At 75.7% G+C, this 18493-nt stretch carries 17 protein-coding genes and 2 pseudogenes; 7 read left to right on the top strand and 12 right to left on the bottom strand.

What is annotated here, in order from left to right; all coding sequences use genetic code 11:
• Positions 1–299 precede the first annotated feature (299 nt).
• The 5 genes from ACWDRR_RS21600 to ACWDRR_RS21580 form a co-directional block, all read right to left on the bottom strand.
• Complete coding sequence (locus tag ACWDRR_RS21600; RefSeq protein WP_449773793.1) at positions 300–3266, bottom strand: bpX6 domain-containing protein; 2967 nt, start codon at positions 3264–3266, stop codon at positions 300–302.
• Entirely contained in the window at positions 3263–4939 is a 1677-nt protein-coding gene (locus ACWDRR_RS21595; RefSeq protein WP_449773792.1) for a hypothetical protein, read from the bottom strand. Before ACWDRR_RS21595 ends, ACWDRR_RS21600 begins: the two co-directional genes overlap by 4 nt.
• Entirely contained in the window at positions 4936–5433 is a 498-nt protein-coding gene (locus ACWDRR_RS21590) for a bpX5 domain-containing protein (protein ID WP_449773791.1), read from the bottom strand. Before ACWDRR_RS21590 ends, ACWDRR_RS21595 begins: the two co-directional genes overlap by 4 nt.
• The gene (locus ACWDRR_RS21585; RefSeq protein ID WP_449773790.1) at positions 5430–6635 is read right to left on the bottom strand and encodes an AAA family ATPase; all 1206 of its coding nucleotides are present in this window, start codon (positions 6633–6635) and stop codon (positions 5430–5432) included. Before ACWDRR_RS21585 ends, ACWDRR_RS21590 begins: the two co-directional genes overlap by 4 nt.
• A 95-nt stretch (positions 6636–6730) precedes the next feature.
• Entirely contained in the window at positions 6731–7279 is a 549-nt protein-coding gene (locus tag ACWDRR_RS21580) for a DUF4240 domain-containing protein (protein WP_449773789.1), read from the bottom strand.
• Between the two features lie 326 nt (positions 7280–7605).
• Between ACWDRR_RS21580 and ACWDRR_RS21575 the strand changes: the two genes are divergently transcribed.
• Positions 7606–7836, top strand: a complete 231-nt coding sequence (locus tag ACWDRR_RS21575; protein ID WP_449773788.1) for a hypothetical protein — start codon at positions 7606–7608, stop codon at positions 7834–7836.
• A 108-nt stretch (positions 7837–7944) separates the two neighbouring features.
• Here ACWDRR_RS21575 and ACWDRR_RS21570 read toward each other — a convergent pair whose 3' ends face one another.
• On the bottom strand, positions 7945–8526 hold the full coding sequence (locus tag ACWDRR_RS21570; RefSeq protein WP_449773787.1) for a DUF6368 family protein: 582 nt from the start codon (positions 8524–8526) through the stop codon (positions 7945–7947).
• A gap of 197 nt (positions 8527–8723) precedes the next feature.
• On the opposite strand from ACWDRR_RS21570, the gene ACWDRR_RS21565 reads away from it, so the two are divergent.
• Positions 8724–9413, top strand: coding sequence for a LuxR C-terminal-related transcriptional regulator (locus ACWDRR_RS21565; protein WP_449773786.1), 690 nt, complete (start codon positions 8724–8726; stop codon positions 9411–9413).
• Positions 9414–9536: 123 nt separating this feature from the next.
• On the opposite strand, the gene ACWDRR_RS21560 is transcribed toward ACWDRR_RS21565, so the two are convergent.
• From ACWDRR_RS21560 to ACWDRR_RS21540, 5 genes are all read right to left on the bottom strand, one after another.
• Complete coding sequence (locus ACWDRR_RS21560) at positions 9537–10109, bottom strand: SMI1/KNR4 family protein (protein ID WP_449773785.1); 573 nt, start codon at positions 10107–10109, stop codon at positions 9537–9539.
• A gap of 215 nt (positions 10110–10324) precedes the next feature.
• Positions 10325–10855, bottom strand: a complete 531-nt coding sequence (locus tag ACWDRR_RS21555) for an SMI1/KNR4 family protein (RefSeq protein WP_449773784.1) — start codon at positions 10853–10855, stop codon at positions 10325–10327.
• Between the two features lie 453 nt (positions 10856–11308).
• A complete protein-coding gene (locus ACWDRR_RS21550; protein ID WP_449773783.1) occupies positions 11309–12616 on the bottom strand; it encodes a sensor histidine kinase in 1308 nt (435 codons plus the stop codon).
• Positions 12609–14102 carry an FtsX-like permease family protein gene (locus ACWDRR_RS21545; RefSeq protein ID WP_449773782.1) on the bottom strand — a complete coding sequence of 498 codons (1494 nt, stop codon included), beginning with the start codon at positions 14100–14102 and terminating at the stop codon, positions 12609–12611. Before ACWDRR_RS21545 ends, ACWDRR_RS21550 begins: the two co-directional genes overlap by 8 nt.
• Positions 14103–14107: 5 nt before the next feature.
• On the bottom strand, positions 14108–14893 hold the full coding sequence (locus tag ACWDRR_RS21540; protein ID WP_449773781.1) for an ABC transporter ATP-binding protein: 786 nt from the start codon (positions 14891–14893) through the stop codon (positions 14108–14110).
• Between the two features lie 290 nt (positions 14894–15183).
• Here ACWDRR_RS21540 and ACWDRR_RS21535 point away from each other — a divergent pair, with 290 nt between their 5' ends.
• A complete protein-coding gene (locus ACWDRR_RS21535) occupies positions 15184–15948 on the top strand; it encodes an alpha/beta hydrolase (protein ID WP_449773780.1) in 765 nt (254 codons plus the stop codon).
• A 91-nt stretch (positions 15949–16039) separates the two neighbouring features.
• Here ACWDRR_RS21535 and ACWDRR_RS21530 read toward each other — a convergent pair whose 3' ends face one another.
• Positions 16040–16342, bottom strand: coding sequence for a YkvA family protein (locus ACWDRR_RS21530; RefSeq protein ID WP_449773779.1), 303 nt, complete (start codon positions 16340–16342; stop codon positions 16040–16042).
• A gap of 205 nt (positions 16343–16547) precedes the next feature.
• Between ACWDRR_RS21530 and ACWDRR_RS21525 the strand changes: the two genes are divergently transcribed.
• From ACWDRR_RS21525 to ACWDRR_RS21510, 4 genes and pseudogenes are all read left to right on the top strand, one after another.
• Positions 16548–17270 carry a VanZ family protein gene (locus tag ACWDRR_RS21525; protein WP_449773778.1) on the top strand — a complete coding sequence of 241 codons (723 nt, stop codon included), beginning with the start codon at positions 16548–16550 and terminating at the stop codon, positions 17268–17270.
• Positions 17271–17318: 48 nt separating this feature from the next.
• Positions 17319–17585, top strand: coding sequence for a hypothetical protein (locus ACWDRR_RS21520; RefSeq protein WP_449773777.1), 267 nt, complete (start codon positions 17319–17321; stop codon positions 17583–17585).
• 151 nt (positions 17586–17736) lie between these two features.
• Positions 17737–17880, top strand: a pseudogene (locus tag ACWDRR_RS21515) (IS30 family transposase); the annotation flags it as partial.
• A 27-nt stretch (positions 17881–17907) separates the two neighbouring features.
• Positions 17908–18206: pseudogene (locus ACWDRR_RS21510) on the top strand (IS5/IS1182 family transposase); the annotation flags it as partial.
• Between the last annotated feature and the right edge of the window lie 287 nt (positions 18207–18493).

Raw genomic sequence — 18493 nt, 5'->3', positions numbered from 1 at the left:
CCCGCCCGCGCCACCCGTTCCGGACCGGGGACCGGCTGGCCGCCCCCGGCCAACGCCTCCGGCGCGCCTACCGCCTGGATCTCGCGGCCGCCTGGCCGCACCGGTGGCCGCTCGCCGCCGAGGCACCCGCGCGGAGCTGCACACCGCCCGCCTCCGGCGAGGCCGGGCGGGCGGCCGTCGTCCCGCCGGCGGCGGGCGACCACGGATTCGTCGCGCGGGGTGGGCTGGCCGGCGGGCCCGGACCCGGCCCGCGTGCGCGGCGGCCGCCGAGGTCGCTCGGCTCGGGCGGCGCGCCCGCGTCAGCCGGCGGTGACGCGCAGGTTGGCGAGGACGGCGGAGCCGTCGGCGGTGGTGGCGAGCAGCCGGCCGGAGCGGTGCCAGAACGTCAGCGCGCCGCCGTGGTGGCGCAGGCCGACCGAGGAGGTGGTCGCAGCCGCCTCCCCCGGCAGGCTCCGCGTCGTGGTCGCGTTCGGCAGGAGCAGCGTCCGCAGCGGCGTCGTGGCGGTCGCCGTGCCGGTGCGGACGCGGACGGTGCCGTCGGCCGCCGGGGTGAGGGTGAGGGCCCAGTGCTCGCCGTCGACGACCGGGCCCGCCGCGGCGACGCCCTCGACGAGCTGTTCCACCGGTGCCTGGTCGGCCGACCAGCGCAGCGCGGTGCGACCCTGTTCCCGGTCAGGCTCGGCGGTCAGCAGCCGGCCGCTCGCCAGCACCGCCGTGCCCCCGGTGAGGCTCCCGGCGTCCAGTCCGGTGCGCGAGCGCAGCTCCCAGCCGGGCTGGTCCCAGCGCCACAGCTCCGTCAGCTCCCCTCCCCCCGCCAGGCGGGAGGACACCACGGCCGCGCAGGACGTGGGCGTGCGCACGACCGGGCCGACCGGCCGCTGCTCGCCGCCGAGTTCGCGCCACACCACGGTCGGGCGCGCTGCCAGGGTGTCGAGGACGGCGATGCCGTCCTCGTCCACGGTCAGCAGCTGCCGGCCGTCGAAGGACGGCACGAGCCCGCGCACCCGCAGCGTGCTCCAGTGCCGGACGGTACGGGTGCCGAGGTCCAGCCGGGAGATCTCGCGGACCTGCCCGTAGCGGGCCACCAGCAGCGCGGTGCCGCCGTGGTCGGCCAGGACCAGCTCGTCCGCCGGGACGTCCCAGCGGGCCCGGACCCGGCCGTCGGGTCCCAGCAGCCGTACGCCCGCCTGGCCGCAGGCCACCAGCAGCAGGCCCGACTCCAGCCGCGCCGCGTCCAGGACCGGGAGCGTCCCGGGCCGGTCCAGGAAGGCCAGGTCGCCGCCACCGCCGGCCGTGGGGCCGGTGGCGCGCCGCGGTCGTGGCAGATCCGCCGCCGCCAGGGGGTCGGCGCGCTTCACCAGCTGCTCGAACAGGGCCTGTTCGGTGCGCTTGTGAAGCCTGCCCGCGTCGCCGAAGCCGCCGTCCCGGACCACGGCGCGGACCGCTGCCGTGGCGAGCTCCCGGTCGCCCGCCGGGTCCGCGCCCGGCAGCTCGGCCAGCGCGGTGGCCAGCGCGGACCGGCCGGTCGTCCGCGCGCGACCGCCCTCGCCGCTGTCGCTGCCGTCGCCGTCGTCCTCCAGGACGGCCCGGGCGAGCGCCCGGGTCGCCTCCCCGGCGCCGAGGGCCAGCAGGTGGGCCAGCGCCCGGCCGCGCGCCGGGCCGCCGAGCGCGACCGCGTCGCGCAGGTCCGCGGCCACCGTGGGCCGCAGCGTCTCGTCCGGCCAGGCCGCCTCGACCGCGCCGAGCCGGTCGCCGCCCGCCCGGCAGTGTTCGACCCAAGCCGCCCGCAGCTCGCGCCCGGCCGGCGGGTCGTCGGCGCCCAGCCGCTCGACCGCATCCGCGAAGGCGGCCCGCCGGTGCGCCGTCCGGATCGCGCGCTCGCGCTCGCCGGCCCGCCACCAGAGCCGCACCACCAGATCGGCGGCCAGGTCGCGGCCCTCGGCGAGTTCGGCGGCCTGGGCGGTCCGGCCGTGCCGGTCCAGCAGGGCGACCGCCTCGGCCGGGGTGTCCAGCAGGTCGGCCAGCACGTACGCGGCCTCGTCGATCCGGCCCTCGCGCTCCAGGGCGTCGGCGGCCTGCCGGTAGAGACCGGCCAGGTGCTGCTGCACGGCCGATCCGGACATCGGGGAGACCGCTCCCGGACCGCCGGTGGTGGGCGTGGGGCGCAGCGCGCCCGCGAAGCGGCGGGGCAGCCCGAGCGAGAGCCACCCCTGCTCGGTGGCGCCGTCGTCGCCGGACAGTCGCAGGGCGTCGCGCAGGGCGTCCTCCCAGCGGCGCTGCTCGAAGGCGCGGGTCAGCTCCCGCAGGTAGCGGGCGTGGCGGCCCCGGACGAGCCGGCCGGCGGGGGTGCGCACGACGAGGCGGGCGAGCAGGCCGCCCAGCAGCGGCCGGCGGGTGCGGGGCGCCCTGCGCGGACGGGGTGGCCGGGCGGCGGCGGGCGTGGTGGTGCCCGGGGCGGCGTCGGAGGTGCTGTCCCGGCTGCCCCGGACCCGGGCGATCGTGAAGGCGACGGTCAGGGCGACGAGGATCCCGCCGGGGTGGATGCCACGCTCCAGGGCCAGGTGGGCGAACCAGAGGACCAGGAGCAGGGCGGCCACCACGATCAGCCCGGCCGTCGCCATGAACGCCACCGGTCCGGACGCGTCCCCCCAGCGGGGCAGCCAGGGCCGGCGGAACAGCCCGGACAGCCGGGACGGGCCCGGCCGGCTCGCTGCGCGCAACGGCCGGCGCAGCCGGCCGCCCGCCGGGGCCGCCCCGGTCAGGCGGCCGGCACGCGCGGAGCGTGCCCCGATCCCGGCCGCCGCCCGCAGGTCCGGCCGGGCCCGGCGCGGCAGGTCCTCGGCGACCGGCCCGGGTTCGGCCACCGCGCCGACCGGCGCGAGCCGGTGGAGGGTGAGCCCGGCCGGGTCGAGCCAGCCGGACGGGTCCAACGGCGGCAGGTCCGCGATCCGGTGCGTCGTCACCGCGCCCGCCGTGGTGAGGGCGAGCCGGCCCGGCGGCACGGCGGCGCCCTCGGTGCCGACGGCTGCCAGGCCGCCGCCGTCCGACCGCCGCAGCGGCAGCCCGGGTGCGCCGTCCCCCCGTGTCCCGACCGGCTCGGCGAGGACGAGCAGCCAGCGGCCGTCCGGCAGCCGGCGCAGGTCGGCGCCGTCCTCCCAGCGGGCCAGGACGCGCTCGGCGGCCTCGCCCTCGCCGATCACCGGGGCGTCCAGGACGAAGCCCGCGGCGGTCACGGTGCCCCTGAACACTGCGGCCGTCGCGCTCACTGGTCGCTCCCGAGGTGGTGGTGGATGCGGCCGGTGTTGGCGTCACCGACCACGACCCGGCCCGGACGCGGTTCGGCGGCGAGCAGGGGCAGCGTCGGGTGGACGGCGGGCGGGGCGGAGCCGCCGGAGAAGCGGCTGAGCGTGCGGGTGCCGTCCGCCCGGACGCTGCGCACCAGTCGGCCGCTCCGGGTGCAGGTGATCAGTGCCGGGAGCCCGCCGTCGTGGACGAGGCCGACCACGTCGGCGTGTTCCCGGAACGAGAGCGGGAAGGGATCGCCCTGGCGGCACTGCAGCACCCAGTTCCTGCCGTCCTCGGACCAGCCCTGGGTGGTGCCGCCGTGGACGACGTGCCGGGCCCGCTCGGCCGCGGGCACCAGCGGGTGCCCGAACAGCCGCCGCTCCCGGAACCGCTGGAAGCCGCGCTCCTCCGTCCCCGGGGCCAGCGGCCCGTCGTCCCGGGCGCTGCCGTCCCGCGCGATCCGCCACCACCGGCCGCCCAGCGGGCAGAGCAGGTCGTCGCCGTCGCGCAGCACCGGCCGGACCGGGCCGGTGAGCAGCTCCTCCAGCAGGGTCCGGTCGAGCCCGAGGGCGCCCAGCTCGGCCGTGTACTCGCCGCTCTCCCCGAGCGGGCGGCCGCTGACGTACGGGACGAGCCGCTCGTTCCGGATCTGCAGGGCGATCAGGCGCCGGCCGATCCGGCCCGCCGCGACGACCGGCCCGTGCAGGTGGTGGCGGCGGGCCTGGAGCGGGGCGGGGTGCTGACTCGCGCTGCTCGGCAGGTTGACCGCGAGCAGGGTGTTGGCGTGCACACCCCGCAGCAGCAGGGTGCGGGCCTCGGTGGTGAAGGCCGGCAGCGCCCGCCCGGTCGTCGCGACCGGCAGGGTGACGACCGCCGGCGCGGCCCGGCGGAACTCGGCCCCGCGCAGCGCCCGGACGGCGATCTTCGTCGCGGGCAGCGGCAGGTCGACGCTCGTCCGCGCGAGGCGGACGGTGACGCGCATGGCGCCGTCGGCGCTCCAGCCGCTCGGCTCGCTCGCCAGGACCCGCCGGTGGGAGACGAGCCGGTCGGCCAGCCGGGGTGAGGTGAGCAGCCAGGACCGGTCGGCGGCGTCCAGCTCCTGCTCGGCCCGCCCGACGTCCTCGGGCGTCGGGTCGGCGTGCCGGCGGGCTTCGAGCCAGCGCGGCAGCAGCTCGGGGAGGTCGCCGGTGAGCCACTGGCCGGGCGGGTCGCCGAGGATGCCGACGACCAGCTCGGCGCCGCGCTCGGCCGCCCGGCGGTGCAGGACCAGCAGCGCGGCGAGTTGGACGAGTCGGCCGGCGCCGGCCTGGGTGGGGCCGGTGTCGGCCAGCGCGACGATCCGGCCGCGGGCCGCCGGGGCGCGGAACTCGGGTGCCAGGTGCAGGAGTTCGCCCTCGGCCAGGCGGCGCAGGAATTCGTCGGGGGCCTCGTCGGCGAGCAGCCACTCCGAGGGCAGCAGCTGGTCGGGCCGGCCGGAGCGGGTGAGCCCGCCGTGTCCGTCCGGGGTGCCGCGGTCGTCGACGGCGGGTTCGCCCGCGCCGATCAGGGCGTCCAGGCGGCGCAGCAGCGGGCCCAGTGCGACGGCGAGTTCGGGTGTCAGCGCGGAGAGGCCGGCGGCCCAGGGGGCCAGCGCGGCGGGGAGGCGGGTGGTCATCGCGGGGCGCTCCCGGCGGCCGGGGCGTCGGTGGTCGGGGCGTCGGTGGTCGGGGCGTCGCTCTTCGCGCCCCCGGCGGCCGGGTCACCGGTGTACGGGTCCAGCGCGGCCGGGTCGGTGGTCGGGGGTGGCGGGTCGGCGACCAGGGCGTGACCGGGGAGCAGGACGCAGAGCCGGTCGCCCTCGGCGCCGACCGCGGTGCGCCAGAGCGCGGCCGCGGGCCGGGGACGCGCGGTGGTGGGCACCAGCACGCCGGCGTCGACGCCCAGGTAGCGGGTGCCGTCCGCCCACGGCAGGTCGGCCTCGGCCCCCAGGACCAGCAGCGCACCGTCGCCGGCGACCACGCCGAGCCGGGCGCCGCCGACCAGCCGCTCGCGCGCGGCCACGGCCAGGGCGGGCACGGCGTCACCCAGGGCGAGCACGGCGGCAGCGGGCAGCGGCGGCTCGCGGCGCTCCCAGCGGAGCGGGAAGGACGGAGGGGCGGCGGCCGTCACGAGGGGGCGACCGCCGCAACCAGCTCGGCGCGTATCCCGGCCAGCGCACCCGACAGGTCGGCCGGGTCGAAGCCGGCGTCGATCTCGCGCAGTGCGGCCTCCAGCCGCAGCCGGGAGTCGCGGCCCTCGGGAAGCGTGCGGTGGGCGGCCAGCAGCGCGGTACCGGTGCGGACGAGCCGCTCGGCGCGGGCCGCCGAGCTGCGGGACAGCTCCTCGGCGGCGTGCACCAGGCTGCGGTTGGCGGCCTTCTCGACCAGGTCGGCGAGGGTGTCACGGGCCTGCGCCTGGGCGTCGGCGGTGGGGGCGACCAGCGGCAGCACCCACAGGTCCCGGGCCGAGGCCGTGGTCCGGCCATCGAGCACGGCGGCGGCGGCGACCAGCTTCTGCGAGCGGACCGCCCGCCGGTCACTGATCGGCACGCCCGCGGCGCGCAGCCGCCGCAGCGCGGCGGCCACCAGCGGGGTGACCTCGTCGAGGTCGCAGGCGCGCGCGGCGGCGGCGAGCCGGTCGAGGGCGGCGAGCCGGTCGGCCGGAGCGGTCGGGTCGGTCGGGTCGGCGAGGTCCAGCGGGTGGGGCGGGGCCGGGGTGTGGAGCGGGGCCGTCGCGGGCCGGCGGCCGGCCTCCAGCAGCTCCTCCAGCCGCGCGTCCGCCACCGGTTCGACGAAGACCCGGGCCAGGAAGCGGTCGGCGAAGGCCGCGAGCGCCGGATCGTCGGGCAGGTGGTTGGCGGCGCCCACGCAGACCCGCAGCGGGCTGTGCAGCACGGTGCGACCACGCCGGAAGACCCGCTCGTTGAGCAGGCCGAGCAGGGTGTTGAGGACGGCGGTGGAGCCGAGGAACACCTCATCGAGAAAGGCGATCTCGGCCTCGGGAAGCATCCCGGCGGTCTCGAACTCCACCCGGCCCTCCCGCAGTTGGCGCAGGTCGACGGGGCCGAACAGCTCATTGGGCTCGGTGAACCGGCCGAGCAGGTACTCGAAGTAGCGGCCGCCGAGCTGCCCGGCGATCCGCCGGACCGCCTCGGACTTGGCCGTGCCGGGTGCGCCGACGACCAGCAGGTGCTCACCGGCGACCGCGCACAGGACCACCACCTCGGCCACGGTCTCGCGGTCGATCATGCCCTGCCCGGCGGCGGCGACGGCGGAGCCGATCACCTCGGCGTCGGCGGCGCGGGCGGCTGCGATGGTGCTGGTCTCGGTCACGAGCACCGGAGTCTACGGGCGGCCCCGACCCGCCCACCAACCGGTTTCCCGGCCGGGGCAGGGTGGCCGGCCCGCCCAGAACCTCCCACGCCCGCTCAGCCGTGCAGGCCCGGCCAGCCCTCCCGGTTCGCACACGACTCGTAGTCGTAGCGGGTGAGGTGCTCCCACTCCGCGCCGGTCAGCTGCTCGTACGCCTCCTCGTGCACGTGGAGCAGCTCCTCGCAGTGGCGGCTCGCGAACGGCGCGAACCGCTCCGGCGCACCGAACACCCCCTCGTAGACCTCCCGCCCGGCGGCCACCACGGCGGCCCGCGCGTACAGGAAGCCGTCGTCGGACTGCGGCAGCGCCGGCTCGCCGGGCAGCTCCGCCGAGTGGGCGGGCAAGGAGCCGAACTCCTCCCGGTCGATCCGGTACAACGCCTCCGCGAGGCGCTCGCCGAAGCCGATCACCTGCCCCACCGGCTCGCGGACGAGAGCCTCCGTCAGCCGGGCGCAGCCCTCCTCGAGGCCCTGGCACGTCGCGGTACCCGACTCGCCCCCGAGGAGCTCCACCAGCTGCCAGAACCGCCCCCAGGCCATCACCGCCGCGTCGGCGTCGGCCGCGCCGCCCCCGGCGGCCACCTCGCGCACATCACTTCCGTTCATGCCCGCACCCTCGCACGCGGCTCCGACAATGCGGCCGGCGAGTCGGCCCCGGAGGCGCTGGTGACCGGTCGAAGTGGATGTCACCCGGTCGCGACGACCGTCATCGGCGCCGGTTCGGCGGCTGCCGTCATGCCGAGACGGCCCACGACACAGTGTCTTCCCCGCTCCCGATGACAGGACCGCCGCAGCGACGCGGCTGCGGGGGCCTGGTGAGGCCTTCGAGTCTGTGACCTGCCGTTTCATTGAGCCGGACAGTGCCATCGCCGAGTGGGACATGTACTTCGAGGAGCCCTCGGGGGCTGTGGCCGGAGTGGGTCACTCCCCCGTTGAACGACGGCGTCGAGGTGTTCGCTCTGCCGCGGCGGCTGACCCGGGCGTTGGCCAACGCCCGCTCCACCGAGCCGGCGGAGCCGGCCGATCGCTGGACCACGCGGCTCAGGTCTGCCGACGGGGACGACATGACCGACGATGCTCCGCCGGCGGTCCTGCAAGGAGTCGCCCGGCTCGCGGCGTCTGCGGTGACCACAGGCGGCGGCCTCTACAGCTGGAGCTTCTGACGGCCTTTCCCACAAGGTCGCTCACGCTCGACACCACTGCACGCCGAGAACCCGGTCCCGGGTGGCGGCGAGGCCCAGGCGTCAGGCGGCGCCGAAGACGCCTAGGCACTACTTGATCAAGTGGAAATCAGGGTGCTGCAGCCATGCTTGCAGGAATTCCACGTCTCCGACGTGCCGAAGCCATCGCCCTCCGCCCCAGGTGTCATAGGACACCTCCGCGAGCCTTCCCGGGAAGGCAGACGCCAGTACCCTCGCCCGGGCCAGCACCGCCTCGTTGCCCGTGTCCTCTCCCACGGCGGGGCGGCTGCTCAGGAGACCGCCGAAGTCGACCAGCGCATCGAGACGGCGGGCGAGAGCGAGTGCCAGGTGACCGAGCAGCACGTGGTTCACCAGGCCCGAGCAGCCGGCGCCGACCACCAGCCCCTGCACCGGTGGCCGCGAGAAGGCCGAGTAGTCCTCGTCCTCGGCAGGCATCTCCTCGTCCTCCGCAAGGAAGAAGACGCCGACGCCGGCCGGATCGAAGGCCCGCAGTCCCAGGGCCGAGCCGTCTCGCACCCAGAAGTCCACGCCGTCGCCGGTCTCGGTCTCCACCGGGGCGCAGAAGGTCTCCAACCACGGGACCACATCGGCCAGGAGGTCCGCGAACCCGCACGGTTCGAAGAGCCACGGTCCCACGGCCGGTCCCGACATCCCGCCCCCAGAGCCTCGTGGCCCAGGTGCCACCGGACGCGGTTCTACCAGGTACCGGTGGCGGGCGTCCGATCTTTTCGGGCCGGAGCCCGCCCCGGGCGACAGATTCGATGCCGGCACGACGGTCGGCCTGCCGACTCACACCTCTGCGATCAGAACGGCCCAGCGCCCCAGCGCCCCGACCCGATAATGGCCTCATGATCGACAGGCAGCTGCGCGTGGTACTGGCCGAGGACTCCGTCGTCCTCCGGGACGGGATGGTCGAACTGCTCGGCGCCCGCGGCTGCGAGGTGGTCGCCGCCGTCGGCACGGCTCCGGCGCTGCTCGCCGCCGTCGCGGAGCACCGGCCCGACGTGGCCGTGGTGGACATCCGGATGCCGCCCACCCACACGGACGAGGGCATTCGCGCCGCCGTGGAGCTCCGGGCGGGCACTCCCGAGGTCGGCATCCTGGTCTTCTCCCAGCACGTCGAGACGGCCTGGGCCGGTCGGTTGCTGGCCGGCGGCGCGGCGGGGATCGGGTACCTGCTGAAGGAGCGGGTCGCCCGGACGTCCGAGTTCGTGGACGCGCTGCACCGGGTCGCGGATGGCGGTACGGCGCTCGACCCCGAGGTGGTCACCCGGCTGATGCGGGGCGGCCGGCGCAGCCGGGTGGACGCGCTGACGCCGCGCGAGCGCGAGGTGCTGGAGCTGATGGCGCAGGGCCACTCCAACCGCTCGATCGCCGCACGCCTCGTGGTGTCGGAGCGGGCCGTGGAGAAGCATGTCGCCGCCGTGTTCACCAAGTTCGACCTGCCGGCCACCGAGGCGGACAACCGGCGGGTCAAGGCGGTGCTCACCTATCTCTCCTCCACCGGGGCGGTCGACGACCGCCGCCTCGGCTCCTGAGCCCCGGGGCCGGCCGCGACCGCCCCCGGGAAACGCTTCGCCACTTGTCACAAGGCCGCGTGTCTTCGTCGGCTGGGTGCCGGTTCGCAGGGCCGTCGCCGCTACTGGTGGTTCTCTGACGCCTCACCAGGCAACGACCTCGGCTCGGACCCGGGGCAATGCCCACGGCTCCAGTACACCGGCGACGAAGTCGGCAAGGAACTGAACCGCCCCACCGGTGTAGTGCCACCAGACGGAACTTCGCGAGGCGACGGTGACCGTCCACTCCTGCGGGTCGGTCGGATTGGTGCTCCACAGGAAGAAGTCCCCTTGCGGCGAAACGGCCCAGGGAAGCAGGCCACCTGGGGTGGGGAACGGATGAAGCGGGACGGCCAGGTCAGCTTCCTCGCACCACTCCGCGATGGTCTCCAGCTCTTCTCGCGTCCCTTGCACCCATCCGGTCTCCCCACCGGGCTCGGGACTGCCGACGCCCAGGAAGTCGCCGATGACGAAAGACGGGTAGAGCTCGCAGAGCAGCTTGTAGTCCACCGGCAGTGCCACGCCCAGCTCGGCCTCCAGTGCAGGCCAGTCGATGACTCGTGGGGTCGGCAGTCGCAGCGAGGTCATGCCCGGCACCGCGAGCTCCAACGCCGTGATCGCCTCCGCGGGATCGGTCAGACGGCGGACCGGTGTCTGGGTGCCAGCAAAGTCGTCCATGCGACCAGGGTGCCAAAGCAGAACCTTGCCAATGTCATGGCCCCCTGCCTCCGGGCCTTAGTCCGGAAAAGGGCGGTCGGTCTCACCGAAATCCTCGCCCGCGAACTCCGTGATCGTGGCCACCAGGTCGAGGTCGAGCACCTCCACGTCCACCTGCCCCGGGTTCTGAAGACGGCTGCCTCATGATTGAGCCCTTGGCCTGGAAGACGCCGCTGTCAACAAGTTGGTACGGGGTCACCAGCGGAGCTGTCGCCAAACGTGCTGCCTGCGGTGAGGCCCTCGACGAACGAGCGGAAGTCATCAGCCAGGGCGAGCTCCGAGCCGAGGTCGGTCTCGAACCATGTGACGGAGGGCTCGCCATCTCGCCCGCAAGTTCGGTAATCGAGCGCGATCCAGCAGTGCCCATCACCGGAGAGCAGCACCAGTGCTGCTGGCATACCCCACTCCTCGACCAAGTACAGGGAGTCGAGCAACGAGGTCATCCCGGCGCATCGCCCGATGCCCATCAAGTCGCCGAAGGGAACGTGGTCATCGCTCCACGAGGTTGGCCGACGGGTGGGGAACGCATCGTCATCAGCAGCCACGCTGCCGCCGTTTTGAACCCGCAGGAGATCCAGCAGGGCCGAGGGCAGCGTCACACCGAGCAGGCGCTCGACTTCTCGCACCATCTCGTCCGTCAGAGGTTGCTGAACGCCGTAGTCGCCGGCACCCCAGAACGTCGCCATGACCTCATCGAATCGCGCCATGGCACGCAGCCTACGGCTCAGCCGCACTGGCCTCAGCTGCAAGATCATTTCTTGGTCCGGAAAAGGGCGGTCGGTCCCGCGATCGGTTCGCCGAGGTCCTCGACAGCCTGGCCGAGGGCGGCTTGCACGTCACCTTGGCGTGAGCTTCGGTCCGCCCGGTCGTCGACGCCGCCTACGGTTCCGGTGCGCCGCAGCGTGCTCCGCGCCGGCACGCCGACAGGTCGGCCGAAGCACAGGAAGTCGAACCGGCCGACTTCCTGCTCCGCACGGCGGGCGGAGCCTCGAACGGGCGGCACCTCGGGCGAGCGGCACCTCGAACGGGCGGCGCCTCGGGCGAGCGGCACCTCGGGCGAGCGGCATCTCCGGCGAGCGAGGACCGGGACCGTCGAAACCGCCGCCGTCCCGTCCCCGACCGGCCGCGCCGCGCCGCGCCGCGAGAGAACCGACGGTCCGTCAGAGCGAGGTCGGCAGCTCGGCCGTGACGACGGTCGGGCCGCCCGGCGGGCTCTCCACCCGCAGGACGCCGTCCACGGCGGCGAGCCGTTCGCGCAGCCCCGCGAGGCCGGTCCCGGCGGCGGACACCGGGTCGGCCGCGCCGGACGCGGGACGCGCGCCGGCACCGAACGAGGCGCCCCCGTGCCCGTCGTCACGCACCGTCAGCCGGACCAGGCCGTCGACGGCAGTCGCCGACAGCTCGGCCGCCCGGGCCCCGCTGTGCTTGGTGACATTGGTGAGCAGCTCGGCGGCGCAGTAGTAGACGGCCTGCTCGATCGCCCCGTCCGGCCGTTCCCGCAGGTCGAGCCGGACCGTGACCGGCACGGCCGAGCCGGTGGCCAGCCCGGGCAGCGCCTCGCCCAGGCCGCCGTCCAGGGCCACCGGGTGGATGCCCCGGGTGAGCCGGCGCAGCTCGGCGATGGTGTCGTCGGTCTGGCCGCGGGCCCGGTCGACCAGGGTGCGCAGGCGGGCGAGGTCGGGCTGCGCGGCGGCGGGGTCGAGCACGTCGTCGGCCAGTGAGAGGGTGATGGCGAGGGCGACCAGCCGGGCCTGGGTGCCGTCGTGCAGGTCGCGTTCCAGGCGGCGGAGCCGGTCGGTGTTCCCGGCGAGGAGCGTCGCACGGGCGGATTCGAGTGCGCGGACCCGCTGTTGGGCGCGGGCCGGGCCGAGCAGCAGGCGGGCCAGGCGCCGGTTCGCCTCGCCGAGCGCGCGGTTGGCCCACGGCACGGCGGCGAGGACGGCCAGGCCCAGCAGGACGGCGGCCGCGTCCAGCAGGCCGGCGGGCCGCTCGCCCGGCTCCAGCAGCCGTACCCAGAGCGGGAAGCCGATCAGCCAGCCGCAGCCGAGCGGCAGGACGACGGCCGCGGCGAAGCCGAGCAGGCCCAGCGGCAGGCGCAGCAGCAGGTAGAGCAGGGCCCGCCAGGCGACCGGGTCGGTCAGGACGGCGCGGCCGCGGGCGAGCAGGCCGTCCTGGGCCGGCAGCGGGGCCGGGGGTTCGACGTGCTCGCCGAGCAGCCGGCCCACCAGCCGGCGGTGGAGCGTGCCGAGGCCGCGCGTGCCGTACAGGGCGGCGACCACGAACGGCAGGCCGAGGACGGTGAGGGACAGCAGCGCGCCCGCGTAGAGGACGGCGAGCGCGTAGCCGCCGCCCAGGACGGCGAGCGGCAGGCACGCGACGGCGAAGAGCAGCTCGCCGCCGCGGACCGTGGAGCGGCGCCGCCCGCCCGGGCCCGCCGTCCTCGGACCGCGGCGGCGGCGGTCAGTCACGGCCGCCGCCGACCAGTTCCGCGGCCGGGCCGGTGACGGCGCGCAGGCCGGTGCCCAGGACGGCGGGCACGGTCAGCGCGGCCGCGCCGGCGGCGATCCACCCGCAGGTGGCCGCCGGGACGGTCGGCAGCGCGGAGCCGGTGAGCGCCCTGCTGAAGGCCGCCGAGGCGGTGGCGGCGACCGCCGCGCCCAGCAGGACCCCGACGGCCGTGGTGAGCACGGCCTCGACGGTGAGCATCCGCAGCAGCTGCCGGCGGGTCGCGCCGACCAGCCGGAGCAGGGCGAACTCGCGGCGGCGGTCGGCGGTCAGCGCCACCAGGGTGTTGACGGTGGAGACGGCGGCGAAGCAGACCAGCATGGCCAGCTCCGCCTGGCGCAGCCAGACGTCGGTGGCGGAGGTCACGGCGCCGGCGCCGGCCGCCGCCCGGCTCGCCGCGTGCTCTGCGGTGCTTGTCATGATCGACATGGTGCCCGAGAGGCCGACGAGGAGTGCGACCGGCACCACGGCGGCGGACAACCGGTGTGCGTAGCCGCGCAGATTGGCGTCGGCCAGCCAGCCGGAGCGCGGCGCCGCGAAGCGCACCGGCGCGCCCAGCACGGCGGCGACCGCGCGGGCCGCGAGCGGGCCCAGCAGGGCGACGGCCGCGAGCAGCACCACCGAGGCGAGCAGGGCCGCCTGCCCGGCCTTGTCCGGCTGGTCGGCCGGGCGGGTCGCGGCCAGCCGGACCAGCAGCCCGCCGCCGGCCAGCGCACCGGCCCCGGCGAGCAGTCGCACCGGCCCGGTCCGGCCGTGTTCGGTCGAGCTCGCGGTCAGTGCGGCGGCGGGCGCGATCCGGGAGATCCGCCGGGCCGCGACGGCGCCGGCGGCCAGGCCGACGAGCAGCGCCGTCGCGAGCGCGACCAGCATCGGCAGCGGCGTGCCCGGCACCCGCACGGCGGGCGCGGCCATGCCCTGCTGTTGCAGCGCGGCGAGGAAGCGGCGGGCGGCGAACGCGCCGGCCGCGCAGCCGGGTACGACCATCAGCAGGGTGGTCGCGACCACCTGGGCGCGCACCAGCCGCCGGACCTGCCGCGGCGTGGCGGCGACGGTCCGCAGCAGTGCCAGCTCGCGGTGCTGCCGGCGGACGGCGAAGCCCAGGGCGTTGACCAGGACGAAGAAGGCGACCAGCACGGCGATCTCGCCGAAGGCGCCGGCGATCACCATCAGCCCGGGACCGGCGGGCGCCCGCCCGGCGGCGGAAGCGGCGGAAGCGGCGGGAGTCGCTGCCGCGGCCGCGAAGAGCGAGCCGAACAGCGTCACCGTGGCGACGGCGAGGAAGAGCGCGGCCGCCGAGCCGGCGAAGGCGGCGGGGCTGCGGCGGAGCTGCCCGAGCGCCAGGATCACGACGGTGCCGAAGGCCGGGCGGCCCGTCGCCGGGGCGGTACGGGTGGCGGCCGGGGTCGGGGCGGCCGGGGCGGGCAGGGCGGTCGGGGTCGGGCCGGGCATCGCGCTCACCCGCCCAGCCGGCTCAGGCGCTCGCCGACCAGCGCCGCCGTGGGCCGCTCCAGCTCGTCGACCACCAGGCCGTCGGCGAGCAGCAGGACGCGGTCGGCGTAGCCGGCCGCCACCGGGTCGTGGGTGACCATCACGCAGGTCTGCCCGTCCCGGTCCACTCCGGTCCGGAGCAGGGCGAGGATCTCGTGGCCGGTGGCACGGTCGAGGGCGCCGGTGGGTTCGTCGGCGAAGAGCACGTCCGGGCGGGCGACGAGGGCCCGGGCGATCGCGACCCGCTGCTGCTGGCCGCCGGAGAGCCGGCCCGGCCGGTGCCGTTCGCGCCCGGCCAGGCCGACCCGGGCGAGCGCGTCCAGCACGGTGGCCCGGTCGGGCCGGGCTCCGGCCAGCCGGCCGGGGAGCTCGACGTTCTGGGCGACGGTCATCGCGGGCATGAGGTTGAACGCCTGGAAGACGAACCCGACCCGGCGGCGGCGCAGTTCCGCTAGCCGTCGCTCGGACAGCCGGGACACCTCGGTGTCGCCCCAGCGGACGGTGCCGCGGGTGGGGCGGTCCATGCCGGCGAGGCAGTGCAGCAGGGTGGTCTTGCCGGACCCGGAGGGCCCCATCACCGCGGTGAAGGTGCCGGGCGCGAACGCGACCGACACCCCGCGCAGCGCCTGGACGGCGGCGGCGCCGCGGCCGTAGGCGCGGTGCAGGTCCTCGGCGCAGGCCGCGGGCCGGGCCGACGGCGGGCCCCCGTCCGACGGGGGCGTCGTGCTTGTGGTGGTCATCGCTTCAGCCATGACCTCATCGTCGACCGGCCGGGCGCGGCGATCGATCGTGCCCGCCCCCGGATCGGGGGTTCGGAAAACCGAACCCCCGGCCGGAACAGCACCCGCCCCCTCGGTGGAAAGGGGTTGGAGCGCTGATGATCGGGCTGGTACCTTGCGGTCGACCGTGACACCGCCCGAGGAGGTGAGACCCGTGAACGCTGTAGCGATGTGGGTGCTCCCCGTTCCTGCCACGGCCGGCGACTGACACAGCTGTCGCCGGGAGCGCCTCGACACCAAGGCACTCCCGAAAGGCAACACCTGTGCACACTCCGCAGTTCACCGCCGAGTCGTCGTCGAACGGCATGGTCGAGCGCGACTTCACCGTGGGCGACGTCCCCGGGGTCCTCTGGTCACCGGCCTCCGGTGCCGATCGCGCGCCCCTGGTCCTGATGGGCCACGGCGGCGGCGCCCACAAGAAGCATCCGGCGATGACGGGCCGGGCCCACCTCCTGGTGACCGGCTGCGGCTTCCATGTCGCCGTCATCGACGCGCCCGGTCACGGCGACCGGCCGCGTACCGCGTACGACGAGCAGGAGATCGCCGCGCTGCGCGAGGCGCAGGCGGTGGGCGAGCCGGAAGGGCCGATCGTCGTCCGCTACAACGCCCGCCTGGCGGAGCTCGCCGTGCCCGAGTGGCAGGCGGTCCTGGACGCCCTTCAGGCGCTCCCGGAGATCGGCGCCGACGGGCCGGTCGGCTACTTCGGCATCGCCATGGGCACCGCGATCGGGCTGCCGCTGGTGGCGGCCGAGCCCCGGATCACGGCGGCGGTCCTCGGCCTGATGTGGCCCGACGCCCTGATCGAGAAGGCGCGGCAGATCACCGTGCCGATCGAGTTCGCCGTGCAGTGGGACGACGAGCGCATCCCGCGCGAGGCCGGCCTCGCGCTGTTCGACGCCTTCGCCTCGACGGAGAAGACCTTGCACGCCAACGCGGGCAAGCACATCGACCTGCCCCGGTTCGAGGCCGACAGTGCGGTCCGGTTCCTCGCCCGGCACCTCGGCCGGGCGGTCACCGTACCGGCCTGACCCGCGCGGTCGCGGGGCCCGGCGCACCGGCCGGGCCCCGCGACGGCGCCCCCGCGCGAGGTCGGTGAGACCGGTCGGCGGAGGCCGCCCGTCATCTCCTCAGCCGGGCGACCTCGCCGGCATCCCCCACCCGGAGTCCGGCCTTGCTCAGCGATCGCAGCGCCAGGAGCAGGAAGCCGATGTCGTCCAGCAGGATGGGGTCGGGCAGCAGGTCGACGGGGCTCACCAGGTAGACGATCGACGCCCAGAACAGGACCTTCTTCGACATCGGGATGCCCGACGCCCCCAGCAGCCGCCGGGCCCGGACCAGCTTCACCACCAGGACGACCGCCACCACCAGGGTGACCGCCACCAGGCCCCCGGCCACCCACCAGAGCACGCTCGTGCCATCCATCCGAACCACCTTCCGCTCGGTGCCTCCCCGGGAACCTGCCCCGTTTTCGGCAGACCGTGCGCACGACCGGGCGACCGCGACCTTCTCGTCAACGATACGAACACCGCCGAGCGTACGTTCCGACGAGGCGACCGCGACTCGCGGCGTGGGTGGGCGTCGCGCGGGTAGACGGCGGCAGGCGCGGTGCGGGAGCCGAGGAGGAATCATGGCGGAGCAGGCCGTCGGAGCGGGTGCGGGGGACGGAACGCGGGCGGGCCACCGGCGGCCCCTTACGGCAAGGCTGCGGCGCGGTCGGACGCCGCAGGCCGCCGACGCCCGGGAGCAGCTGGCCAGGGAGCCGTTGATCGGGGAGCGGCTGACCGGGGAGCCGCTGACGGGGGAACCGCCGGCGGGCGATCCGCCCGGGCAGGGCGCACCGCTCCGCGAGCGCCGCTCCTGGGCCGCGACGCTGGGCCGGTGGCTCGCGCTGCTCGTGGCCTTCCTCATGATGGTCGCCTTCGCGGTGGTACTGGCCCGCGTGACGCTCGTCGCCGTCCCCGGAGCCGTGGGCCGGGTGCACAGCAATGTGCGGCCCGGCGACTCGCTGCGCCACTACCTGCTGCACGCCACCACCGTGGACGCGATCCGCCAGGTCGGCGGGAACGTGCTGCTCGGTGCGCCGTTCGGGCTGCTGCTCCCGGTGTTGTGGCCCCGGGCCCGGGGCCTGTTCCGGGTGCTGATCCGGACGGCGGCGGTCATGCTGCTGGTCGAGCTGGTCCAGGGCGCCCTCGTCACCGGCCGGGCCTTTGACATCGACGACGTCGTCCTCAACACCACGGGCGCGCTGCTCGGCTACCTGCTGGTCGGCCGGCGGCTGGCCCGCACGGTGCACCGTCGACCGCGGCAGCCTCTTCCTTCTGACAAAGCCCTTTCAGACCAAGGGAATTGAGATCAATGACGCCGGTTTGCCCGGGGCTCCACGGGCAATGCGGAGAGCATGAGAAGCGCAAACTCGGCCATCAGAGCACTGGCCCACGTCGTCGCAGGCGTGCTGGTCGTCTGGATCTTCCTCGATCTGCTCGACGCCAACCGGGCGAACACCGTCGTCGACTGGTTCCACACGGCCGCCGACTGGCTGGCCGGCTGGTCGCGCGGACTCTTCAACGTCTCCGACCACACCGTCCAGGTGCTGCTCGACTACGGCATCCCGGCGGTCGTCTACACCGCGATCGGCAACCTGATCGCCCGGCGCACCGCGGCCTAGCCGGGGGCGGCGGCCCCCGGCCGCACGGCGAGGCCGCAGCACGCTTGGCGTGCACCGCCTCCCGGCGCCCCGAACACCCTGGACGGCACGGCCGGTCGCCCGATCGGCGGTGCCGACGGACCTCACTCAGGCCCCTCCGACCGGGCCCGGGCGCCAGTACTTCCCCAAGGGCACCGACCTGTCCGCCCACACGCCCGAGCGCCTGGTCGCCGTCGCCGACCAGCTCAACCGCCGCCCACGCAAAACGCTCGGCCGGGAAACCCCAGCCGAGCGTCTGGCTGAACTCCTCGCGGCCCAGACAACCGACCACGTGTTGCAACGACCGCTAGAAACCGCCTACACCCGTTTCCGCAGGTGGGCGCTGGACGGGACGTTCTCGCGGATGCTGCGGGCGATCCAGGCGGAGAAGGACTCGGCCGGGGACATCGACCGGCTGGTGTCGGTCGACTCGACGATCGTGCGGGCCCACCAGCACGCCACCGGCGGCAAAAGGGGGCAACCGATCGGGACGAAGCGGGTGATCACGCCCTCGGTCGATCCCGCGGAGGACTGAGCACCAAGCTCCACCTGGCCTGCAACGGCCGGGGCCGCCCGCTCGGCTTCGTCCGCACGGGCGGCAACACCTGGTTCCCGCTCACCCGCACCTTCGTCGACTTCTCCGAGGCCGACCTCACCCTCCGCCCGGACGGCACCTTCACCGCCGTCCTCCTCGTCCCCTCCCCGCTCCCCGCCCTGGACGGCCACTGGCACGTCCACGACGGCCACCTCGCCACCTCCATCACCGTCCTGCGGTAACCGGTCACGGAGCTGCGGTTCCCACCACCGGTCGCACGGGAAGTCCTTCAGGAGATGCGGAACGGCGTCGCGTTCGTCCGGGAACACCTGTGCCCGTTCCCCGGCGAACGCCG

The organism is Kitasatospora sp. NPDC003701 (assembly GCF_053587085.1).
This window is presented reverse-complemented; position numbering and strand designations above follow the sequence as displayed.

Bases quoted from the DNA above. Each gene is read 5' to 3' on its own strand.
- ACWDRR_RS21555 (WP_449773784.1), bottom strand. From the start codon at position 10,855: ATGGCGCGATTCGATGAGGTCATGGCGACGTTCTGGGGTGCCGGCGAC.
- ACWDRR_RS21595 (WP_449773792.1), bottom strand. From the start codon at position 4,939: ATGACCACCCGCCTCCCCGCCGCGCTGGCCCCCTGGGCCGCCGGCCTC.
- ACWDRR_RS21580 (WP_449773789.1), bottom strand. From the start codon at position 7,279: ATGAACGGAAGTGATGTGCGCGAGGTGGCCGCCGGGGGCGGCGCGGCC.
- ACWDRR_RS21540 (WP_449773781.1), bottom strand. From the start codon at position 14,893: ATGGCTGAAGCGATGACCACCACAAGCACGACGCCCCCGTCGGACGGG.
- ACWDRR_RS21525 (WP_449773778.1), top strand. From the start codon at position 16,548: ATGGCGGAGCAGGCCGTCGGAGCGGGTGCGGGGGACGGAACGCGGGCG.
- ACWDRR_RS21560 (WP_449773785.1), bottom strand. From the start codon at position 10,109: ATGGACGACTTTGCTGGCACCCAGACACCGGTCCGCCGTCTGACCGAT.
- ACWDRR_RS21565 (WP_449773786.1), top strand. From the start codon at position 8,724: ATGATCGACAGGCAGCTGCGCGTGGTACTGGCCGAGGACTCCGTCGTC.
- ACWDRR_RS21530 (WP_449773779.1), bottom strand. From the start codon at position 16,342: ATGGATGGCACGAGCGTGCTCTGGTGGGTGGCCGGGGGCCTGGTGGCG.
- ACWDRR_RS21520 (WP_449773777.1), top strand. From the start codon at position 17,319: ATGAGAAGCGCAAACTCGGCCATCAGAGCACTGGCCCACGTCGTCGCA.
- ACWDRR_RS21570 (WP_449773787.1), bottom strand. From the start codon at position 8,526: ATGTCGGGACCGGCCGTGGGACCGTGGCTCTTCGAACCGTGCGGGTTC.
- ACWDRR_RS21545 (WP_449773782.1), bottom strand. From the start codon at position 14,102: ATGCCCGGCCCGACCCCGACCGCCCTGCCCGCCCCGGCCGCCCCGACC.